The organism is Blautia hydrogenotrophica DSM 10507 (genome assembly GCF_034356035.1).
GTDB lineage: Bacteria > Bacillota > Clostridia > Lachnospirales > Lachnospiraceae > Blautia_A > Blautia_A hydrogenotrophica.
In genome coordinates, this window is the sequence record NZ_CP136423.1 from 1,217,292 (window position 1) to 1,237,854 (window position 20,563).

Annotated in this window: 21 protein-coding genes and 1 pseudogene; 15 read left to right on the forward strand and 7 right to left on the reverse strand. The window is 42.5% G+C overall.

All coding sequences use genetic code 11. The features are described from left to right. The first annotated feature begins 157 nt into the window (after window positions 1–157). On the forward strand, window positions 158–580 hold the full coding sequence (locus BLHYD_RS05765) for a DUF6483 family protein (protein WP_005944602.1): 423 nt from the start codon (window positions 158–160) through the stop codon (window positions 578–580). Between the two features lie 123 nt (window positions 581–703). On the opposite strand, the gene BLHYD_RS05770 is transcribed toward BLHYD_RS05765, so the two are convergent. Beyond that, the gene (locus BLHYD_RS05770) at window positions 704–1,393 is read right to left on the reverse strand and encodes a Fic family protein (protein ID WP_005944604.1); all 690 of its coding nucleotides are present in this window, start codon (window positions 1,391–1,393) and stop codon (window positions 704–706) included. Window positions 1,394–1,419: 26 nt separating this feature from the next. Beyond that, window positions 1,420–1,485 (reverse strand): annotated as a pseudogene (locus BLHYD_RS17500) (hypothetical protein); the annotation flags it as partial. A gap of 385 nt (window positions 1,486–1,870) precedes the next feature. Here BLHYD_RS17500 and BLHYD_RS05775 point away from each other — a divergent pair. From BLHYD_RS05775 to BLHYD_RS05790, 5 genes are all read left to right on the forward strand, one after another. After that, entirely contained in the window at window positions 1,871–2,041 is a 171-nt protein-coding gene (locus BLHYD_RS05775) for a hypothetical protein (protein WP_005944608.1), read from the forward strand. 29 nt (window positions 2,042–2,070) lie between these two features. Then, entirely contained in the window at window positions 2,071–2,151 is an 81-nt protein-coding gene (locus BLHYD_RS17505; RefSeq protein WP_412657357.1) for a hypothetical protein, read from the forward strand. Continuing rightward, window positions 2,141–2,431, forward strand: coding sequence for a hypothetical protein (locus BLHYD_RS05780; protein WP_021846114.1), 291 nt, complete (start codon window positions 2,141–2,143; stop codon window positions 2,429–2,431). The genes BLHYD_RS17505 and BLHYD_RS05780 overlap by 11 nt, the downstream gene beginning before the upstream one ends. A gap of 243 nt (window positions 2,432–2,674) precedes the next feature. Continuing rightward, on the forward strand, window positions 2,675–3,964 hold the full coding sequence (gene brnQ, locus BLHYD_RS05785; protein WP_005944612.1) for a branched-chain amino acid transport system II carrier protein: 1,290 nt from the start codon (window positions 2,675–2,677) through the stop codon (window positions 3,962–3,964). 308 nt (window positions 3,965–4,272) lie between these two features. Then, window positions 4,273–6,159, forward strand: a complete 1,887-nt coding sequence (locus BLHYD_RS05790; protein ID WP_005944614.1) for a L,D-transpeptidase family protein — start codon at window positions 4,273–4,275, stop codon at window positions 6,157–6,159. 71 nt (window positions 6,160–6,230) lie between these two features. Here BLHYD_RS05790 and BLHYD_RS05795 read toward each other — a convergent pair whose 3' ends face one another. Further along, a complete protein-coding gene (locus tag BLHYD_RS05795) occupies window positions 6,231–6,854 on the reverse strand; it encodes an HAD family hydrolase (protein ID WP_005944616.1) in 624 nt (207 codons plus the stop codon). Window positions 6,855–7,150: 296 nt separating this feature from the next. Here BLHYD_RS05795 and sfsA point away from each other — a divergent pair, with 296 nt between their 5' ends. The 3 genes from sfsA to BLHYD_RS05810 are packed head-to-tail and all read left to right on the forward strand — an operon-like array spanning window position 7,151 to window position 9,928. Then, the gene (gene sfsA, locus BLHYD_RS05800; protein ID WP_005944618.1) at window positions 7,151–7,840 is read left to right on the forward strand and encodes a DNA/RNA nuclease SfsA; all 690 of its coding nucleotides are present in this window, start codon (window positions 7,151–7,153) and stop codon (window positions 7,838–7,840) included. Between the two features lie 10 nt (window positions 7,841–7,850). After that, a complete protein-coding gene (mutY, locus tag BLHYD_RS05805; RefSeq protein ID WP_005944620.1) occupies window positions 7,851–8,915 on the forward strand; it encodes an A/G-specific adenine glycosylase in 1,065 nt (354 codons plus the stop codon). Further along, window positions 8,912–9,928, forward strand: coding sequence for a glycosyltransferase family 2 protein (locus BLHYD_RS05810; RefSeq protein ID WP_005944622.1), 1,017 nt, complete (start codon window positions 8,912–8,914; stop codon window positions 9,926–9,928). Before mutY ends, BLHYD_RS05810 begins: the two co-directional genes overlap by 4 nt. A 45-nt stretch (window positions 9,929–9,973) precedes the next feature. Here the strand turns inward: BLHYD_RS05810 and BLHYD_RS05815 are convergent, their stop codons facing one another. The 3 genes from BLHYD_RS05815 to BLHYD_RS05825 are packed head-to-tail and all read right to left on the reverse strand — an operon-like array spanning window position 9,974 to window position 12,441. After that, window positions 9,974–10,639: a phosphatase PAP2 family protein gene (locus BLHYD_RS05815; protein WP_005944624.1), complete on the reverse strand. Its 666-nt coding sequence runs from the start codon at window positions 10,637–10,639 to the stop codon at window positions 9,974–9,976. Window positions 10,640–10,691: 52 nt separating this feature from the next. Then, window positions 10,692–11,618, reverse strand: a complete 927-nt coding sequence (locus tag BLHYD_RS05820; RefSeq protein ID WP_005944626.1) for a diacylglycerol/lipid kinase family protein — start codon at window positions 11,616–11,618, stop codon at window positions 10,692–10,694. 55 nt (window positions 11,619–11,673) lie between these two features. Further along, a complete protein-coding gene (locus BLHYD_RS05825) occupies window positions 11,674–12,441 on the reverse strand; it encodes a sugar phosphate isomerase/epimerase family protein (RefSeq protein WP_040350243.1) in 768 nt (255 codons plus the stop codon). 232 nt (window positions 12,442–12,673) lie between these two features. On the opposite strand from BLHYD_RS05825, the gene BLHYD_RS05830 reads away from it, so the two are divergent. From BLHYD_RS05830 to BLHYD_RS05840, 3 genes are all read left to right on the forward strand, one after another. Continuing rightward, complete coding sequence (locus BLHYD_RS05830) at window positions 12,674–14,863, forward strand: DNA topoisomerase III (RefSeq protein ID WP_005944631.1); 2,190 nt, start codon at window positions 12,674–12,676, stop codon at window positions 14,861–14,863. 77 nt (window positions 14,864–14,940) lie between these two features. Continuing rightward, window positions 14,941–15,714 carry an N-acetylmuramoyl-L-alanine amidase gene (locus tag BLHYD_RS05835; protein WP_005944633.1) on the forward strand — a complete coding sequence of 258 codons (774 nt, stop codon included), beginning with the start codon at window positions 14,941–14,943 and terminating at the stop codon, window positions 15,712–15,714. Window positions 15,715–15,766: 52 nt separating this feature from the next. Further along, window positions 15,767–16,357, forward strand: coding sequence for a YdcF family protein (locus BLHYD_RS05840; RefSeq protein ID WP_005944635.1), 591 nt, complete (start codon window positions 15,767–15,769; stop codon window positions 16,355–16,357). Between the two features lie 83 nt (window positions 16,358–16,440). Here BLHYD_RS05840 and BLHYD_RS05845 read toward each other — a convergent pair whose 3' ends face one another. Beyond that, the gene (locus tag BLHYD_RS05845) at window positions 16,441–17,721 is read right to left on the reverse strand and encodes an HlyC/CorC family transporter (RefSeq protein ID WP_021846107.1); all 1,281 of its coding nucleotides are present in this window, start codon (window positions 17,719–17,721) and stop codon (window positions 16,441–16,443) included. Between the two features lie 196 nt (window positions 17,722–17,917). Here BLHYD_RS05845 and BLHYD_RS05850 point away from each other — a divergent pair, with 196 nt between their 5' ends. From BLHYD_RS05850 to scfA, 3 genes are all read left to right on the forward strand, one after another. Next, on the forward strand, window positions 17,918–19,582 hold the full coding sequence (locus BLHYD_RS05850; RefSeq protein WP_040350244.1) for a hypothetical protein: 1,665 nt from the start codon (window positions 17,918–17,920) through the stop codon (window positions 19,580–19,582). Between the two features lie 56 nt (window positions 19,583–19,638). Then, entirely contained in the window at window positions 19,639–19,989 is a 351-nt protein-coding gene (locus BLHYD_RS05855) for a TIGR04086 family membrane protein (protein ID WP_021846105.1), read from the forward strand. 121 nt (window positions 19,990–20,110) lie between these two features. Continuing rightward, window positions 20,111–20,251, forward strand: a complete 141-nt coding sequence (gene scfA / locus BLHYD_RS05860) for a six-cysteine ranthipeptide SCIFF (protein WP_005944645.1) — start codon at window positions 20,111–20,113, stop codon at window positions 20,249–20,251. Window positions 20,252–20,563 lie beyond the last annotated feature (312 nt).

Sequence of the window (20,563 nt, forward strand, 5' to 3'; positions counted from 1 at the left end):
TGATTGTTGACATTAAATAGTTGACAGCTGATATGTGGGTATTTATACTTAAAAGTTAATTCTAACCAATTCGTGTTACAGGAGATTCTTTTCACAGATTCTATGTTTTTTATGTGATAATTTAAAATAATATATTTTAAAGATAGAAAGTGTTTTTATGTATTATCAAGATGACTGGCTATTGCGTCAAATAGAAGTGTTCGGATTATTTTTAAGGCGATTACTTAATGGATACAAAGATGAGAAAATGTCAATGTATGAATTGGAACAAATGTCTTTGACTCAAAACACAGTGTATAAAAAGGTATGTAAGTTAATAGAACAAAATAAAATATGTGAAGCAGAAAATGTTATATATGAGATGCTGGACAATAAAAATGATAGGGATTCAATAGAAGCTGCCATTTTGTTTTATTATAAGATAAATAAAATGACAGAATTAGAGCTGAGAGAGTGTAACTTTTCTAGGAATGAAATACTTTCTGGCCTTATAAAAATCTCTAAAATGTGTAATCTGGATGACGTATTTACCTATATAGATAATCTGGGATATGATTCAGAGACTGATATGTTTCAATAATAGATATTAACGGGAATGAAAGCAGTTATAAAGGGAAGAGAATGGAATGACTCTTTCTCTGATATTTAAGAAAGAAGTGGCGTTGGATGTTATCTTTCCAACGCCATTTTGGGGTTTATCTGTTTAGGAGAGGGGAAGAAGGCTACAAGAGAGTTTTTCGCCCTCTAAGACGGAGACGGTGATCAGTTCTGTGAGAGAGTCAATTTCCGGAAAGACTGGTTTCTGGGAGGCTTTTATGGCTTCGAAATACTCGCCGCAGCGGAAGGCGGGGAGCAGGGCGATTCCATATCCGTCTCTTAGGAGGAGCAGATTTAAGAACAGGTATGCCACACAGAAATTTCCATGACTGAAAGGGCAGATGTCTAGAATTCGCTTGTGGCTGAGCGAAGCGAACTCAATAGGATGAAACTGTTTCCTGGAATAATCCATCTGTTGGAAAAAATGTTGTATCAGGTGAGGAATTTCCTCAGACGCAGGCGGTGTGTAAGCTGTTCTGAATACATGTAGGTCATCAAAGCGATATTGACCGGCCTGTCCTTTATCTGTATCCGCATAGAGCAGACTGTGAAGAGAGAGCAGAGTGTCCTCACCGAGTTCAGTCTGAACAGTCTGTACCATGTAATCATAAGCTTTGGAAAGTCCAAGGATGCGGTCTTCTTGTGTGGCAGGGATTTCTTCCAGTGCGCAACAGGTGGAAAGTAAGTGAGGTTTTAGTTGTCTGTTCAGGTTTTTATGCACGTCTGGGGAAAGTCGGTAGTATGTCTGAAGCTTTTGTCTGTAGAAATCAATGTTTTGCAGTAACTGCTTATTCATGGAATTTCTTCCTTTCCAGTGAAAAATTATTTTTGTCTTGATTCTCTTAGGTAATTGTATAAAACGGCCTGAGAAATGGATAACGACTCGCAGACTTGGGAAAAGCAGTCTTTGACGTCAAATACTCCTTGTGTCCATCTTCATCCACAGATTCTAATATGGTATCGATCAGCAGATTTTCCTTTAAATGATATCCTATAGAACGGCCAACAATGTGGCCGTTGGAGATAAAAATAATTTTTTTCTAATAAATCATGCAGTACGATCTCAGTATTGTTACCCATAAGTTTCATCAGTCCTTTGGCTGTCTGTATGATGATATTCCGATTATATGTAGAATTTATATGATTACCACTTTTGTAATTTTTTATAGAATATCATAAAAAACTGGAAAAAACAAACAATAAGGAGATAGAAAAATTATATAAACAATAATTATTTTAAGTAAATTATGCCAAGTTCTGCGGAGGATGTGGAGTGTTGCTGCGGTTGATTGGCAAGGTGCTCATAGAATTAGGACAGGATAAGAATGTGATAGCAGCTATCGGTGTGGCGATGCAGGGAGGTACTGTTAATTGTACTGTAAAATATGGAGAAGAGGAGATTAAAATCCCGGTAAGCAGACACCAGATTTGCTCTTGGTTATGAATACACCGGCTTATATGAAATTCGAGGATATGGTAAAACCAGGAGGAATTGTGCTGGTGAACAGTGATATGCTTACCTCAGATGAAGAGGTGAAGGAAAGTGTCAGGTAGAATTAGCAGGTGTACGTATTGGGTACAAGTTTTCTTCAGATACTTTGACAGTGCAATGAATAAATGTAGACTGACCTTTAATGTGAAAAGTTTGGCTCTTGTAGCGGCTGTGGGACTTCTAGAAGACGAGGAACATGTGAAAAAAGCCGTGGATTTGAATTATGAGTCTTTAGAATTGATTCCAGATTATTGCGAAGAGAACCATTTGGATTCGTATCAGTACTGGAACTATTGCACAGACGAAAAAATGTCTGGAAAAGCTGTCAAACGTATTGGATGAAATTTGACGTCTGCGAGGGGATTCCTGTACAAAAAATAGAAATTTTGATTTTTTCCCAAATTGAGGCGTGAGCGAGGATCTGCTGTACTGTTTAAAGTATGGAAGTTCTTTGTCTTGTGCAGAGGAATAGATTCATGGTATAGTATTATAATAGTATATTTTAGAAAATTAGGAATAGATTTAACAGAGATTTTTAGGGAAAAATAGTTTTGAATCAAGTAATGTATAAGGAGAAGTGCGGGGATGACGAAACAAAAGAAAAAAGGTAACATAGCAGTGATTGGGATGGCGCTGTTTGCCATGTTTTTTGGAGCAGGAAACTTAATTTTTCCTCCTTATTTGGGGTTAATTTCAGGAAAGTCCTGGGGAATAGGGCTTTTGTGCTTTGTGCTGGTAGATGTGGGAATGGCTTGTGTGGCGGTTTTCGCGATGTCTAGAGGAGACGGTACGATCGCTTCTGTGACAGGGATTATCGGTAGGAAAACAGCTGTCTTGATTAATACGGCGATTGTTGTCTGTATTGGGCCGCTTTTGGCGATTCCCAGGACAGCAGCGACGACTTTTGAGATGGCAGCTCTTCCATTGGTACCGGAATCAGCAAACTACAGAGCTGTCTTTTATATCGCGTTTTTCTTGGTTGCATTTTTGTTGACAATTCGTAAGTCAAAAGTTGTGGATATCGTGGGTAAATTTTTGACACCTGTGATGGTGATAGCGCTGGCGATCTTGATTTTTAAGGGGATTTTCTCGCCGATCGGAGAGATTCAGCCGGGAGTTCCATATACAGAGGCAGCTCAGGAGGGAATCATAGCGGGATATCAGACAATGGATATTTTGGCGGCCTTGGCGTTTGCGATCATAATTATTTCAAGTGTCCACGAAAAAGGATACAAAGAAACGCGGGAGAGAAACTGGGCAATGATGGGAGCTTGTATTATTGCAGGAGCAGGTTTAACGTTTGTCTATGGAGGATTGACTTATCTTGGTGCTACCGTTTCAGGACAGTATGATTCATCAATCAGTCAGGCGGAACTGATTATGGAGATTATCAGAAATATTCTGGGCTATCGGGGAATGCAGCTTTTAGGAATTGTTGTAGGACTGGCGTGTATGACGACGGCGATTGGACTGATCTCTGCGTCTGCCTCATATTTTGAAGAATTGTTCAAAGGAAAAGTGAATTATCGGGTAATTGTCACTGTGATTACGCTGTTCAGTATTATTATTTCAAACTTTGGATTGTCAACAATTATTCAGATCGCAAATCCGATTTTGAATCTGGTGTATCCCGTGGTTGTGACTTTGATTTTGTGTTCATTCCTCAGTGAAGACATGAAGAAAAGTTATTTTCCAAAAGGAGCAGCTTTGGGGGCTTTGCTGACAAGTGTTTGTATTGTTTTAGAATCTTTTGGTGTAGAGATAGGCGCTTTAAATATGTTGCCTTTAAATGAACTGGGATTGGAATGGATGCTTCCAGCCGTTGTTTTTGGATTGGTGGGGGTTTGCATCCAAAAATGCAAAAAAAATGTCTAATAGGCAGAGAATTATATGGCAGGGATGAGATTACTTAAATAGGGAATGATAATTTTATAGAAACGATATCCGTATACTCTGATGAATGAAAAGTTTTGACAGATAAACTGTTTTTTTATCGAAGTACGTCGTTGATTCTCGGTACGGAAGGGGCTTTATGAACTTTTTTATAGGACTGAACGGTGAAGGGAGTAACGCGATGAATTTGTGAAATTTTTCAAAAAAGGGGTGCAAATGGAAAGTTTTGTGCTATAATGAAAAAGTTAAAAAATGAGGTAGGAAATTTTGTCGAGGAGAAATGAGAAATAATGAGTGATAGAGAGGAAATCAAAAAAGAACCAGAAAATGTTGATGATGAATCCTCGAAGGGACGGCTGTTTTCTACACAGGATATTTCGGATTTACAGCAGAAATTAGAAGATGCGGTACAGAATACGACAAATAGTGCCGATGACGACCCGCCGGAAGTTTCCAGTGCTCTTGCTCAGACACAAGAGGCGTTGAAAGCAGAAGTCGACAAGGATTTGTCAGAGAAAAAAGCACAATCTGAAGAAAAAGCTCAGGACAGTGAGATCGCGGAGAATACAGAAAGTCAGGTAGACACAGGCGAGTTTGAAGATAAAGTGGATAAGGCAATGCAGAAAATTGTTGCTGACACGGCAGGAGAGGAGCCTGTTTCGCAGCCAATTCAGCCGGTGAGACCATATGCCAGATACCGAGCGATGAGAGGTATACCAGAACCAGCCAGAATTCAAGGCAAAGCGCCTTATAAGATGAAGAAAAAGTATAAGGGGCTGAAAATAGCAGGAATTACGACAGCGATGCTGGTTGTGTTGGCAGGATGTGTGTATGGAGCCGGAACCTATTATTTTTCAAACAAGTTTTTTGTTGGCACTAGTATAAATGGGATCGACTGTTCCCAGATGACGGCGTCTGAAGTGGAAAACATGATTGCCAGGAAGGTGGAAAATTATTCCATTGAGGTGAAAGCTCGGGATCAAGAGCCACAGATTATCGAGGGTAGCAGCATTGATTATCAGTATGTACCCGATGGAGCTGTTGACAAATTATTGGATAAGCAAAAGCCGTATAAATGGGTTCAGGGGTTTTTTAAGGATACGACTTACACAGCAGAGGAGAATATTTCCTATGATAAGCAGAAGCTGAAAGACCAGATGATGAGTCTAAATTGTGCAAAAGAGGAAAATCAGGTGGCTCCAGCCAATGCATACGTGGCGTTTCAGGATAATCAATTCGTGATTGTGCCGGAGACGGAGGGCAGCAAGCTTGAAATAAAAAAGGCGTATCAGACACTGAAAGATGCGGTGGCAGACAGTGTAAACGAGGTAGACTTTAGTGCTCAACCTGTGTATCAGAAAGCGGAAGTGACTCAGGACGATCCTAATCTAGCAAAGACGTTGGAAGAGTGTAATAACTACACGAAAGCCAGTATCACGTATACTTTCGGAGATCAGACAGAAACGTTGGATGCTAACACCATTAAAGACTGGTTACAATTTGATGAGAATGGACAGGTCATCAATGACGAAGCAGCTTTTCGTCAAAAGATTACAGAGTATGTGGCAGGACTTGCACAGCGTCATGACACGCTAGGAACTAACCGGACAATTACGGCCACATCTGGCAGAACTGTGACAGTGGGTGGAGGAGAGTATGGTTGGCAGATTAACCAAAGTGCAGAAGTCGAACAGTTGTATAGTGAGATTACGACTGGCCAGACAGTTACAAGAGAACCGAACTATTCTTCTTATGGAAGAGTCCATGGAGAGAATGATATTGGGAATACTTATATCGAGGTAGATTTGAGTGCACAGCACATGTATTTTTATCAAGATGGTTCTATAATTTTTGACTCAGAGTTCGTGTCAGGAAATATGAGCTATTCGGACCGAGCAACACCTACAGGTGTTTATAGTCTGTATTATAAGAAAAGTCCGGATGTACTTCGAGGTAAAAAACTTCCAGATGGAAGTTATGAGTATGAGTCTCCGGTTACTTATTGGATGCCATTCTGTGGAGGCGTTGGATTTCACGACGCAAATTGGAGGAGTTCTTTTGGCGGTGATATTTATCTGACCAACGGGTCTCATGGATGCATTAACCTTCCGCCGGCGAAAGCCGCAGAATTGTATAATATTATAGATACGGGAATTCCAATTTTGATGTTCTATTAAGTGGACTGAAAGGGGCGCAAAATCATCTGTTTTTGATGATTTTGCGCCCCCTTTGTTGCAGAAAATCATTGCTATTTGGAGAATAGAGAAACTAGGTCATAGGGTTCGGCTATGGTATAGTCATAATCAGGAACTTCACCAAAACCATAGGAGGCGTAGACAAAAGGAATTCCGGCTTCTTTTGAGGCAGTGTAGTCTCCCAAAGTATCCCCGATATAGATAGGAGACTTCAGGCGGTGTGTCTTCATCAGCTGTACAATATTCGGTCCTTTTGGCATACCTGTATCGCCAGAGCACAGATGTCCCTTAAAATAGTGATCGTATCCAGTGGACTGCAAGAAGACTTCTACATATCCGCTTTGGCAGTTACTGACAATGTAGAGAGGATATTTTTGAGAGAGAATTTTCAGTGTGTCTTCTAAGCGTGGATAAACTGGAGCGGTTTCTTTTAGTAGAAATTGGTGTTCTTTTTCACAGCACTTATTGATTAGGTTTAACTGGCGTTCTTTCGATTCTTTAGGAAACAAAGCCTGTGCGATTTCAGGAAGAATCTTGCCAAAGAGAGGGGTCAAACTGGATGCCGTGATTTCCACATGGATATCAGGCTCCAAACGAACTACTTCACTCCATGCTTTTGCTACAATCTCAGTAGAGTTCCACAGCGTTCCGTCTACGTCAAAAATAATACTGTCCATTGACTATTGGTCTCCTTTTCTCATTTATGTATTTAGGTTTATTTTTTCATTTTACTACATTTCTGAAAAAATTGAAATTCTTTTCGAGGTATGCTATCATGAAACGTAGTTGCGCAGTTACAGTTTAGGCTTCCAATATCCTGCGAGGTGTTTTTGTATATATTATATAAAAATCCCGAGACATATTCGCGCCGAACTGCTGTTTACGACAGTTTGTGTACATCATGAAGCGTGTTACTGATTACGAACTGCAAGTGAGTGAACAGTAACTTCGCGCAGGAAATAAGGAGTAGAGGATGCAATATCAAAATGTGAAGTTTGGGATCTTTGAAAGTCGCCCTAACCGTTTTATCGCTAACATACAGCAGGATGGAGAGTCGATCGTCTGTCATGTAAAAAATACGGGACGCTGTGGAGAACTTCTGATTCCGGGAGCAAAAGTGGCAGTGGAAGAAAGCGCGAATCCAAAACGAAAGACAAGATATGATCTTGTTTCTGTCGAAAAAGCGGGAAGATGGGTTAATATAGATTCTCAGATTCCCAATCTGATAGTCGAACAGTGGATAGCTTCTAGCGGCTTCTTTTCAGAAAAATGTCAGATTTGTCGTGAGAAGAAATATGGCAAGTCAAGATTTGATTTATATGTACAGGATGGGGAGCGTAGAGCCTTTGTGGAAGTCAAAGGAGTAACCTTGGAGGAAGACGGTGTGGCGCGTTTTCCAGATGCTCCGACTCTGAGGGGAATTAAGCATCTAGAGGAGTTAATTCAGTGTCTGTCCGATGGATATGAGGCTTATCTCATTTTTTTGATACAGCTAAAAGGTGTCCATTATCTGGAACCGAATTGGAAGACACATAGAGGGTTCGGGGAGACCTTGTTGAGGGCAAAAAGGGCAGGAGTGAAGATTTTGGCCTACGATTGTCAGGTGGAGCCGGACAAAATATTCATAGATCAGCCGGTGCCGGTAGTGATGGGCGGAGAATAAAGAGGAAGAGATGAATAGTCTAAGACAAATCGGGGAACCATTGATGAAATGGTATCAGGAAAATAAAAGAGTTCTGCCTTGGAGAGACCAAAATAATGCGTATTATACCTGGGTATCAGAGATTATGCTTCAGCAGACTCGAGTGGAGGCGGTGAAGCCGTATTTTCAAAGATTTATGGAAGAGCTTCCGGATATTGAAGCTTTGGCTAGATGTCCTGAGGAAAAACTTCTGAAATTGTGGGAGGGACTTGGATATTACAATAGGGTACGAAATATGCAAAAAGCAGCTCAGGAGGTTATGGAGAAATATGGTGGACAGTTACCCAGAAATTATGAGCTGCTGAGAGAATTAAAAGGAATAGGCAATTATACGGCAGGCGCCATTGCTTCCATTGCCTATGAAATTGCGGTTCCGGCTGTGGATGGAAACGTACTTCGAGTCATTTCGAGAGTTACGGAAAACGGAGGAGACATTCGAAAACAGTCTGTGAAAAGGCAGATTGAGGAGGAATTAAGAGAGGTAATACCTAGAGAAAAGCCGGGAGACTTTAATCAGGCGTTGATGGAATTGGGAGCTGTGATTTGTGTGCCAAACGGACAGGCCAAATGCCAGCTGTGTCCCATTCGAGAATTTTGTCAGGCACATGCACATGGACGGGAGATGGATTATCCTAAGAAAGCGGCGAAGAAGCCAAGGGCTGTTCAAAAGAAGACTATATTGGTGATTCAAGACGACCGTTCTGTGGCGATACGCAGACGGCCGTCTAGGGGACTGCTGGCTGGGCTGTATGAACTTCCCAATCTGGATGGTTGGTTGGCACAGGAGGAGATACTGAAATACCTGAGAGAATTGGAATTAGAGCCTTTACGGATTCTTCCAATAGGGGAGGCGAAACATGTTTTTTCTCATGTAGAGTGGTGGATGAGAGGGTATCAGGTTCGTGTGGCTTCTGTGGAACAACCTCTTTGGAAAGAGTTGATATTTGTAAAACCGGAGGAGACAGCTGAGCAATATGCAATTCCCTCGGCTTTTGATGTTTATGCGAATTATTTGAAGGAGGAAAAGATTAGATGAAACTGTTGACAATTACGGTCCCTTGCTATAATTCAGAAAATTACATGAAAAAGTGTGTGGATTCTCTGCTGGAAGGTGGGGAAAATGTAGAGATATTAATTGTAGATGATGGTTCTAGTGATAAGACAGCTCAGATTGCTGACGAGTATGCCGAGAAGTTTCCGACGATTGTGAGAGCGATTCATCAGGAAAATGGAGGACATGGGGAGGCAGTCAATACAGGGCTTAGAAATGCCACCGGTATTTTTTTTAAGGTTGTAGACAGTGACGATTGGGTGAATAAGGAAGCGTATCTGAAGATTTTGTCTACTCTGGAACATCTGTTGGGGGGAGATAAAAGCCTGGATATGCTGATTAGCAATTTCGTCTATGAGAAACAGGGAGCTAGCCGCAAGAAAGTGATGCAATACCGGCGATGTTTTCCGGTAGAGGAGATGTTTGGATGGGAGCAGATTCGTCATATGCCTAAGGGGAAATATCTGCTGATGCACTCTATGATTTACCGGACAAGGCTTCTGAAAGATTGTGGACTGAAATTGCCTAAACATACATTTTATGTGGACAATTTATTTGCGTTTGAACCGCTGCCTTTTGTGAAAAATATGTATTATTTGGACGTGAATTTTTATCGGTATTTCATCGGCAGAGAGGACCAATCGGTTCATGAATCGGTGATGATTAAGAGAATAGACCAGCAGCTTAGAGTGAATCGTTTGATGGTGGAAGCGTACACAAGATATGATTTGCGCCAAAAAGAGATCAATAAATATATGATTAGTTATTTGGATATCATTACAACGGTATCTTCTATGATGCTGATTCGGTCCGGTACAGAGGATGCTATGAAAAAGAAGAAAGAGTTGTGGGAGTTTATTCGCTGTGAAGACCGTAGGCTGTACAGAAAGCTGCGGTATGGACTGTTAGGAAGGGCCGTAAATCTGCCAGGAAAAGGCGGAAGGAAGATGTCTGTAGCGGTTTATAAGGTATGTCAAAAATTTTACGGATTTAATTGAGAAAAAAAGAATCCTGTCTGGCAGGATTCTTTTTTCGTGTCTGTCTTACATTCGTGAATGTACATAGCGGCGGGAGGGCTGTTTCTCGGAAGCTTTTTCCCGATAGAAGATCAGATATCCGGCAAATGCCATGGTAACCCCGAGACAGACATCCACAACGGAATGTTGTTTGAGGAACATCGTGGATAGTACGATTAATAATGTCAGTATCCAGGATGCCATACGTATTCCACGATGGTTTTGTAGCCGCTGACAGGAAGTAATTGCCCTGTGAATTGCCAAAGAGTTGAACACATGGATGCTTGGCAGAATATTTGTGGGGGTATCTGATGCGTACAGCCATTGAACCATATGAACAAACATATTGTCGTGCTCAAAAGTAACCGGCCTTAACATATGGCCATTGGGGTATATAAATGAGACAATTAAAAATATAGTCATCCCCATACATAAATTTTTTGTGAGCTGATAATATTCTCGTTTGTTATCATTCCAGAAAATAAAATAAGCAACTGCACAGAACATGTAAGGAAACCAAAGCAAGTATGGGATGATAAAATACTCACAGAAAGGAATATAATCATCAAATACGGTGTGGATTACATGATATTGATAAATCGGCCGCTGCTCCAAATATTGAAATAGCAGGAGATAAATCAGTGCATAGATGGTTATCACCAGACCATGTTGATATTTTTTTAAGAATTTCAAACTTTCACCTTCCTTGAAATCTTTCTGATTTTCCCCCTTAAATTTAGTTGAATTATATCATAGGTAAAATTACATTTAAAGGTTCTTTTTCTAATTTCACAGAAATTTCACTTTGAGTACCACCAGATTCCCCATCCGTGTGGACAGGAAGCGGCAGACTGCTTTTAATATTTATAGATTTGCAGCGAAAAATATGCACACCTGGGAGATTTTCATGCTTTTTTAGTAAACACATCAGCAAAAGAAAGACAAATTTTATACGATTGACACCACCAATCAGACAGACATCTAGATTGCCGTCCCAAGGACAGGCATTAGGACAGAATTTGATTCCGCCGCCTTCGTAACTTTGATTCATGATTGCTACAAAATATGAGTGGGGATAATGCAGTTTCTTTTTGCCGTCGATTTCCAATTCCATGTCCGCTGGAACGGACAGTATCAGTTGTTTGACGGCAATGAGTAGGTAGGTCAATTTTCCGAGGTGCAGCCTGTTGAGGAAGGCTTTGAGAGGAGAAGTCAGTGCCTCATGGCAGATCGCGGCGTCGAAACCGATTCCAGCACTGACTGCAAAACGGCGCGATTTTCCGTCTGTCTGGAGAATGCCAAGATCTATGGGAACTGTACGGGAATTGGCTTTGAGTAGGTCAAAGGCCCTGAGGGGCTCATAGGGAATCCCCATGCCTCGAGCAAAGTCATTTCCGGAACCAGTTGGGATGTAGTAGAGATAGACTTTGTTTAAATGTTTGATTCCTTCTAAGACTTCGTTTAGGGTACCGTCTCCTCCTAGGACTACCAGATTCCCGGGGACGGTCAGATTTTGGGTGATTTTTTCTGCAATAGTTTTAGCGTGCCCGGCATATTCCGTGGAAAAGGAATGATAGGGGATTTTTTCTTTTTGAAGCTTTTTTTGTATTTCTGCCCATATCTTTTCACCGTGACCGGTTCGTGATTTTGGGTTTACGATAAAATAGTACATAGGTCTTACCTCCAGGAAACAGATGAATTTGACAGCCTGTCTGGAAAATGGATTTTCAGGATGGGCCGGCAGGGAACGAGTGCTTTTTAAGGAAATCCAGTGAAATTCGGATATCTTTTAAAGAGGTATTTTCGATTGTCCAGGTAGGGGGCTGAGACATGTTTTGAAAATGTGTGATGAGATCTTCCCAGGGCAGATTGCCGTCTCCTACCGCAAGATGGGCGTCTCGGTCCCCTAGGTTGTCATGAACATGGACATGACTGGTGTAAGGGCCAAGCACATCTACCCATTCGGTGATTGGCACTGAAGAAAAGCAGTGTGCATGGGCAGCGTCCAGACAGAAGGTAAAATGCGGGTGTTCTACAAGCTTCAACACTTGCTTTAGCAGTTTGGGATTGTCGTCAAAGACATTTTCTAGACAAATTGGCAATTGAGAATGATTTTCTAGAAATTTGCTCCAAAAATTTGCCATGCGTTCAGCCCATCCCTGAGAATAGTTAACCAAGGGAATACGGCAGGTGTGAAAGACAATTTTATCAGCCCCGATAGCCATAGCAGCTCTGTAAGCCTGAGAGAAACGGTTCCAGGTAGCCTGATATATATAGGAGTCATAGCTGGTAGGGTTCAGGTCCAAAAAGGGGCCGTGAATGCTGACATGAGTACAATGCATAGAATCCATCCGTCTTCTCCAAAGATCAATTAAACGAGACAAGTCATCTAAGTTTTCACCAATGCTGAAGTCTATAGTCTCAATTCCGAGGTTCTCCCTTGCTAAAAGCTCTGCCAGCTGTGAATCGGAAATTAGGTTTGAAATGTAGATCATGATGGGCATTCCTTTCGCATAAAATGTGCCGCAAAGTTTGCACTGCGGCGCAGAACTCTCTTTATTATAAGAGATAGGGATTTAAAAATCAATGTCTCAGATGACGGCTGTGCAGGGGGCGGGCTACTGTGAACAAATGTGAGTTGTTGCTTTTCTGTCTGAAGTATCTTATAATCAGTAAGAAAAAACAGATTAGAGATTATAGAAGATATGACAGATATAGGAGAAGAATATGAAATCACTGGTAATTGCGGAAAAACCGTCTGTAGCACGGGATATAGCACGGGTTTTACATTGCGGTCAGAAAGGAAATGGCTGTCTAGAGGGCAATAGATATGTGGTAACCTGGGCTCTAGGACATTTAGTTACGCTGGCAGACCCCGAAGAGTACGATAAAAAGTATACAAAGTGGGAGATGAGTACGCTACCAATGATACCGAAAGAGATGAAGCTGGTTGTGATACGCCAGACTTCAAAACAGTATCAGGCAGTAAAAACTCAGTTGGGCAGAAAGGATGTACAGGAGGTTATCATTGCCACGGATGCGGGAAGAGAGGGAGAGCTAGTAGCCCGTTGGATTTTGGAGAAGGCAAACTGTCAGAAACCGTTGAAACGTCTTTGGATTTCCTCAGTCACCGATAAAGCGATACGGGAAGGATTTTCCAATTTGAGAGATGGAAAAGAGTATCTTCCGCTCTATGGCGCGGCGGTGGCGAGAGCAGAGGCGGACTGGTTAGTGGGGATTAACGGAACGAGAGCATTGACTTGCAAATACAATGCCCAACTGTCCTGCGGCCGGGTACAGACTCCTACATTGGCGATGGTAGCAAAACGTGAAGAGGAAATCCGCAGTTTTCAGCCGAAAGAATACTATGGATTGGCAGTTTACGCAGGCGGTGTGAAATGGAATTGGCAGGACAATAAAAGTAAAAACTTTCGGACTTTCAAGAAGGAACAGGCTTTACAGATAGAAAAAGAGGCAAATGGAAAAGTGCTGCGAATTGTACAGGTAGAGAAGAAGGATAAAAAATCCTACGCGCCGGGGCTGTATGATTTGACGACTCTGCAAAGAGAGGCCAATCAAAGATATGGATTATCTGCAAAAGAGACACTGAATATCATGCAGCGACTCTATGAAAATCATAAAGTCCTCACCTATCCCCGAACGGATTCACGATATATCGGAAAAGATATTGTGCCGACGATCAAGGAAAGGCTTCAGGCATGTGGGATAGGGCCTTACCGAAAGCTGGCGGGAAGTTTGGCAGCAAAGCAAATTCGTGTAAATGGAAGTTTTGTGGATGATAAAAAAGTCAGTGATCATCATGCGATTATTCCGACAGAACAGTTTGTCCAGCTGGATCATATGAGCAGCGAGGAACGGAAAATTTATGATATGGTGGTGAGACGTTTCTTAAGCGTCTTGTGCCCTCCCTTTGAGTATGAACAGGTGACCATGGAAGCAGAGGTGGCGGGGCATCGCTTTTTGGCCAAGGGAAAGATCGTAAAGAATCAAGGCTGGAAGATGGCTTATGAACAAGAGCTTGAGGAGGAAGCAGAAGACGAAGAGATTCGGGATCAGATTTTGCCGCCCAGAAAAGTGGGGGAGGAGCTGTCTGTGGACCGAATTGATTTTACTTCAGGGAAGACAAAGCCACCGGCAAGGTTTAATGAGGCAAGCTTGTTGGCAGCGATGGAAAATCCGGTGCGATTTATGCAGACCAAGGATGCTCAGGCAGCGAAGACGCTGGGAGAGACTGGCGGTCTGGGTACTGTGGCTACCAGAGCGGATATCATAGAAAAACTGTTCCACTCTTTTTTGATGGAAAAGAGAGGACAGGAGATTTACCTGACTTCAAAGGCGCGGCAGCTTTTGGAACTGGTCCCTGAAGATTTGAAAAAACCGGAACTCACTGCGGATTGGGAGATGAAGCTGTCGCACATCGCGAAAGGAAAGATGAAAAAAGAAGTCTTTTTGAAAAGTATCCGTGGATACACGAAGGAGATTGTTCAGGAGATCAAAGACGGAGACGGGACGTTTCGGCATGATAATTTGACGAACAAGATCTGTCCTAACTGCGGAAAAAGACTTCTGGCTGTAAATGGAAAAAACAGTAAGATGCTGGTCTGCCAGGATAGAGAGTGCGGCTATAGGGAAACTGTATCTAGAACCACAAACGCCAGGTGTCCTAGGTGCCACAAGAGGATGGAATTGTATGTGAAAGGAAAAGAAGAAACCTTCATCTGTGTCTGTGGCTATAAGGAAAAATTGTCTTCCTTTCAGGCCAGAAGGGAGAAAGAGGGAGCGGGTGTGACCAAGAAAGATGTCCAAAGATATCTGAATCAACAGAAAAAAGAGACACAGGAACCGGTGAACAATGCTTTTGCCCAGGCGCTGGCGGGTATTAAGCTGGAGCAGTAACGGCCCAAATCATAAAAACTCACTTTCTGGCCGATTGCTGCATATATTGAAGAGAGATCGGTTGCAGGGAGCTATTAATGGCTAAAAAAATTATATTAGACGCCGGGCATGGAGGAAGTGACCCGGGAGCGGTTTTTAAAGGAAGACAGGAAAAGGACGACAATCTTCGATTGACTTTGGCAGTTGGAGAAGAATTGAGAAATCGTGGAGTGGATGTGGAGTACACCCGAACTACGGATGTCTACCAGACGCCTTTTGAGAAGGCGACGATTGCCAATGAGTCAGGGGCCGATTTTTTCGTATCTTTTCATCGCAATTCTAGTCCTGAAGAGAACCAGTACAATGGTGTGGAGGTCCTTGTCTATGATAAAAACGGCGAAAAATTGGACATGGCGGAGAATATTGTTGGAGCCAGCGGAGAAGTGGGATTTCGGGAAATCGGTGTAAAAGAAAGGCCAGGGTTGGTGGTTTTACGTAGGACTAAGATGCCAGCTTTGCTGATTGAGGCTGGATTCATTAATTCAGACAAAGATAATGAGCTATTTGATAGTCAATTTGACCAATTGGCGGAGAATATCGCAGATGCCATACAGGGGACTTTAAATGAAGGAAATGTGAGTGGAGCGACGACAGCAGCAGCCACATACCGGGTACAGACAGGGTCTTTTAAGAACAGAGAGAATGCAGACCGGATGTTATATGAGCTGCAAGGGCAGGGATATCCCGCCTTCATCTTAGATCAAGATGGATATTTTCGCGTCCAGGTAGGTGGTTATCAGAGCATAGATAACGCGATTTCTATGGAACAGAGACTGCGTATGGCTGGATATAGCACGATAATTACGGTATAATCTATAAGAGACAGACTCAGTGTGCAAGAGAGAAATTTGCGGAGGTACAGTTATGCGTTTATCCTTCATTGAGGAGACAGCGGATTTTATTTTCATGGAGGGAAGTCCCTGCATGGCAGATATCATCTTTGTTCCGGGAAATGGCTATCCACAGATGGCAGAGAGGGCGGCGAAACTGTGGAAAGCGGGTTTTGCCCCGTATGTGCTCCCCAGCGGAAAGTATAGTACTGCTTTTGGGGAATTTTCCGGAGTTCTGGATAAGAAAGAGGAATACCAGGGAACATTTTCCACAGAATGGGAGTTTTTAAGAGAAGTCCTCGTGAAAAATGGGGTCCCTGATTATGCCATTTTAAGAGAAGATCAGGCTACTTACACAGAACAAAATGCACGATATTCCAGAAGAGTGACTGAACACGCAGGGATAACGGTGAAAAGAGCGATGCTGTGTTGTAAAAACTATCATGCCAGGCGGGCGTATCTTTATTATCAACAATATTTTCCCAACACGGTTTTTCATGTGCTTCCTTCTTGTGTAGATGGGATAGACCGAAATAATTGGAATAAGACGAAGGAAGGTGTTTTGGCAGTGACGGGAGAAGTTACGCGGATTATCTATCAATTTTCTCTGCTGGTAGAGGATTGAGATGTGTTGGTTTGCTGACGAAAAAAGAACTCCAGATGCCGGGTGTTATTGTCCGGTTTCTGGAGTTCTGTCCGTGCATGAAATTAATCTTCTTCCTCGATTTTAGCAGGTTCAGGAAGATAAATGTGTACCAGTTCTACACGGTTTTTGGAGGTTTTTTCTACAACCAGTCTTAGTCCATTGTCCAGAGTTACAGACTGACCTTGTACTGGGAGTTTATCTAGCTGCTCAATGATATAACCTCCAATAGAATCATAATCTTCAGAATCTAGATTAAGATTCAATTCATCACTGATATCATCCAATCTGGCAGAACCGAGAGCTAAATACTCTTTGCCAGGAATAATTTCTTTTAAATCTTCCTCTTCGTCTTCGTCATATTCGTCACGGATTTCTCCGACGATCTCTTCTAAGAGGTTTTCTAGGGTAATCAATCCTGCAGTCGCACCATATTCATCCAAGACTATAGCAAGATTTACGGATGCTTTCCTCATGTCCACCATCAAAGATGCGGTAGTTTTATATTCATAGGTAAAATAAGGCTCCCGTAAAATATTCTGAATTGAGAATTCCGTATTTGGGGAGAGGAGAATCAAATCTTTTACATTTATGATACCAATGATATTGTCTGTATTGTCTTTATAGACAGGAAAACGTGTGTGCTTGTGTACTTTGAATGTCTCAATCAGCTCTTCATAAGTGCTATCCACGTTCACAAAAGTCATGTCAATACGGGGAATCATCACATCTTTTGCCACGGAATCACCAAAATCAAAGACATTGTAGATCATCTGTTTTTCTTCGTCCTCGATGACGCCATTTTCCTGACTCACATTGACAATCGTACGGAGTTCATGCTCCGTCATGGTGTTGTTTTGAGCATTGGGATCAATACGGAGCAAAAGCATAACACCGTTGGCTAATTTGCTGACTAAGAAGATAATCGGAGTTATAATTTTCATGAGACCGTAAATGATGGGTGCGTAACTTAGAGACAACCCCTCTGAGTGTATGGTAGCTAAAGTTTTAGGGGTGATTTCTCCAAAAATCAGAATCAACAGGGTAATGATACCGGTTCCGACTCCCACAGCCGTGCTTCCAAATAAATCTGCTACCATCACTGTCATAAGGGAGGAAGCAGACATATTGACGATATTATTGCCGATCAGAATTGTGCTGAGCAGTTTACCGGAATCCTCTATTACTTTAGAAAGGATTTTGGCCCGCTTGTTACCCTGCTCCACTAGTGTCTGGATGCGGATTCGGCTGACGGTCGTCATCGCGGTTTCTGCGGATGAAAAGAAAGCAGAAAGTAAAACAAGAATCAGCAGAACAATTAGCTGTATAGGGACACTTGAGTCCAATGAAGTTCACTCCTTTTTTAATCATATTGTTGTTAGGTATAATACAATATACATGATTTCAGAGAAAAAAGCAAGTTTCAAAAAATTTCGAATAGGGGGTGTCGAAAATGAGAAAACTGTGCTATAATACAGTAGCAATTTATTAATGATTTTATCGCATTTTGTTAGCTTGATTAGGATATACGAGGTGAATATTATGAGAAAATTAGAAAGAAATTATTCTGGGACAAGAAAAATGTTTCGGATTATGAGTGTAATTTTGATATTGTGTATGTTGATGAGCACGGTGAGTCTGCAAAGGATTCTGGCAGATGAGCCGGCAAAGCTTAGCAAAGAGTCGCTGATTCCATCGTCGGTGGTGGTGTCAGCTCCCATAGCGCTTTCTAATATCTCTCTGCCTCAAAGTGAGTACGGTTCTCTGGCATGGGAGAACGGTTCGGCGGTTCCAAATTCCTATGAGGGAACTTATGCCGTGATTTTTAAGAGCAATGGGAGAGGAGATCTTTCCCAAATTTCAGGATATGATGCAGGAAGCGGCACTCTAAAAGGTACAGTGCGCGTGGTGGTAAAGAGCCTGGAGCCTACGCCTACGGCTACCCCGTCTCCCACAGCAGAAGTGACACCTGAGGTGACTGTTCAGCCAACACAGACGCCGGTTCCTGAGACGACCGAGGAACCAGAAGAAACACCGGCACCTGAGAATACTGGGGAGCCTGATAAGAACACGGGAGAGGAACCTTCGAAAGACAGCGATGGTGAAGATTCAGAGAAAGAGGATGCAGCAGATGAAGGCAAGGATTCTGAAGATGGTGCCACAGAAGAAAATGGAGATTCCAGTTCCGATGGTGAGGAGGAACAAGGAGAACTTGGTAAAGAAGATACGGATGATTCCGATGAGCAGCCTGACGATCAGGATTCAGAAAAAAACGAACCTGACAAGGGCTCTGAAGATGGAGAGAAAGAGGAGTCAGAAGGAGAGGAAAACAGCGGAGAAGATGCTGATCAGGCCCAGACGGATACAGACGAGGACGATGATGAGAAAGATGAGGCTGCAGACGACATAGAAGAGGGAATCAATGATATTACAGAGGAAGATTTGAAGGAAGTGGCAGAGGAACAGCCGCAGACGGTTGATCCTGAAGCTGTTCCACAAGATCAGGCTACAGTGGCCACTCAGAATCATACTTGCAACGGAATCAATGTGTCTGGTGATTTTCTACCATGGTATGTACAGTTCCGTGTCTCTAGCGGGGACGGCTATGAATTCAGCAATGAGAGCGAGGCGAATATTTTTCAGTCTTATGAGTTGGAGCTTTGGGATTTGATGAATAATCAGCCCTATGAGATTCCAGAAGGAAAATATGTGACGGTAAGTATTCCAGTGAGAGAGGGATATGAGTACACGATTGAACATTTACTTGAGGATGGAAGTTCTGAGACGATTATCCCTACGGTCTATGGAAGCACAATGGTTTTCTCGGTGGATTCTTTCAGCCCCTTTGGAATTGCGGGAAGTAAGCCTCTGGTGGGGGATGAGATCGCGGAGAACGGGTATAAAAAGGATACGCCGACGCCTACTGCAAAGCCATCTGCTGGCACTTCAGACCGCAACGTTGTATCCGAGAAGAATTCTGGTGCGGAGAATACTGAAAACATAAACTATAATGAAAGTAATAGTTCCTCTAAGAACAGCAGCAGTGTGGAGAGAACTGTCACATACAAAAATACTACGGCGAAAGCAGTGCAGACTGGAGATACGACAGCAATTCTGCCGTTTGTGATCTTGGCGATTGCCGGTCTCGTAGTGGTGGCGGCGATTGTTATTATCATACTGGTCTTAAACAGTAAGCGGAGAAAATAATTACACATACAACGTACAACCCTTCCATATAATGTGATATGGGAGGGTTATTTTATATGAAAGTAAAAGGTGTGCTAAAAGCGCTGCTGCTGGCATACGGGATGACAGGGGCTTTGCTGCTTCTTCTGGCGTTTTTGCTCTTTCAGTTTGATCTGAAGGAGAACGTGATCTCTATGGGCATTGTACTTGTCTATATCCTCTCCTGTTTCTTGGGAGGTATGGTTGCCGGGAAGTGTGTGAAAACTCAGAAGTACCTATGGGGAATGGCTGTGGGGTTCGCCTATTTCCTATTGCTGATAGGTGTCTCGTGGTTTGTGGAAAAGCAAATCGATATGTCTGTTCAGCACATGATTACAACATTTTGTATGTGCCTGGCAGGGGGGACACTTGGGGGCATGATTTCCTGAAAGGTTTTAGGGCGGTACTTTTGCCATTGGGAACCTAAAAAAATACTTTGAAAAATAGAAAAGGTGTGATATACTTACCATGTTATAGTATTATTTCATGGAAAATAAGGAGGATACATAAATGAAACATATCAAGACATTGAATACGAAGAATTTGCAGAATACAGTGAAAAAAGGTGGCTGTGGAGAATGTCAGACATCTTGTCAATCTGCGTGCAAGACATCTTGTACGGTCGGAAATCAAAGTTGCGAGCAAAAATAAGCAGCTGTGCAGAGGTGATAAGCAGCGGGGTTAAATCCGCTGCTTATTCTTGGTGCTATCATAGGAAAGGGCTTGTCTCGCTGAGCGAGATTCTTTTTATGTAATAGGAAAGACCTTGTCACGCTAATGCGTGAAAGCCCTTTCCTATTACATAAACGCTCCGCTATGGATGCGCACGCCACAATGAGGTAGTACACCGCAAGTCGGTGTTGCGACGGCGCGCAAAGAGGGACTGCGCCTCTCAAGATCGAGAGGACGGGAGAGCTGAAGTGGGCTTGCCCACTTTGTTCTGTTATAGGAAAGACCTTGCCA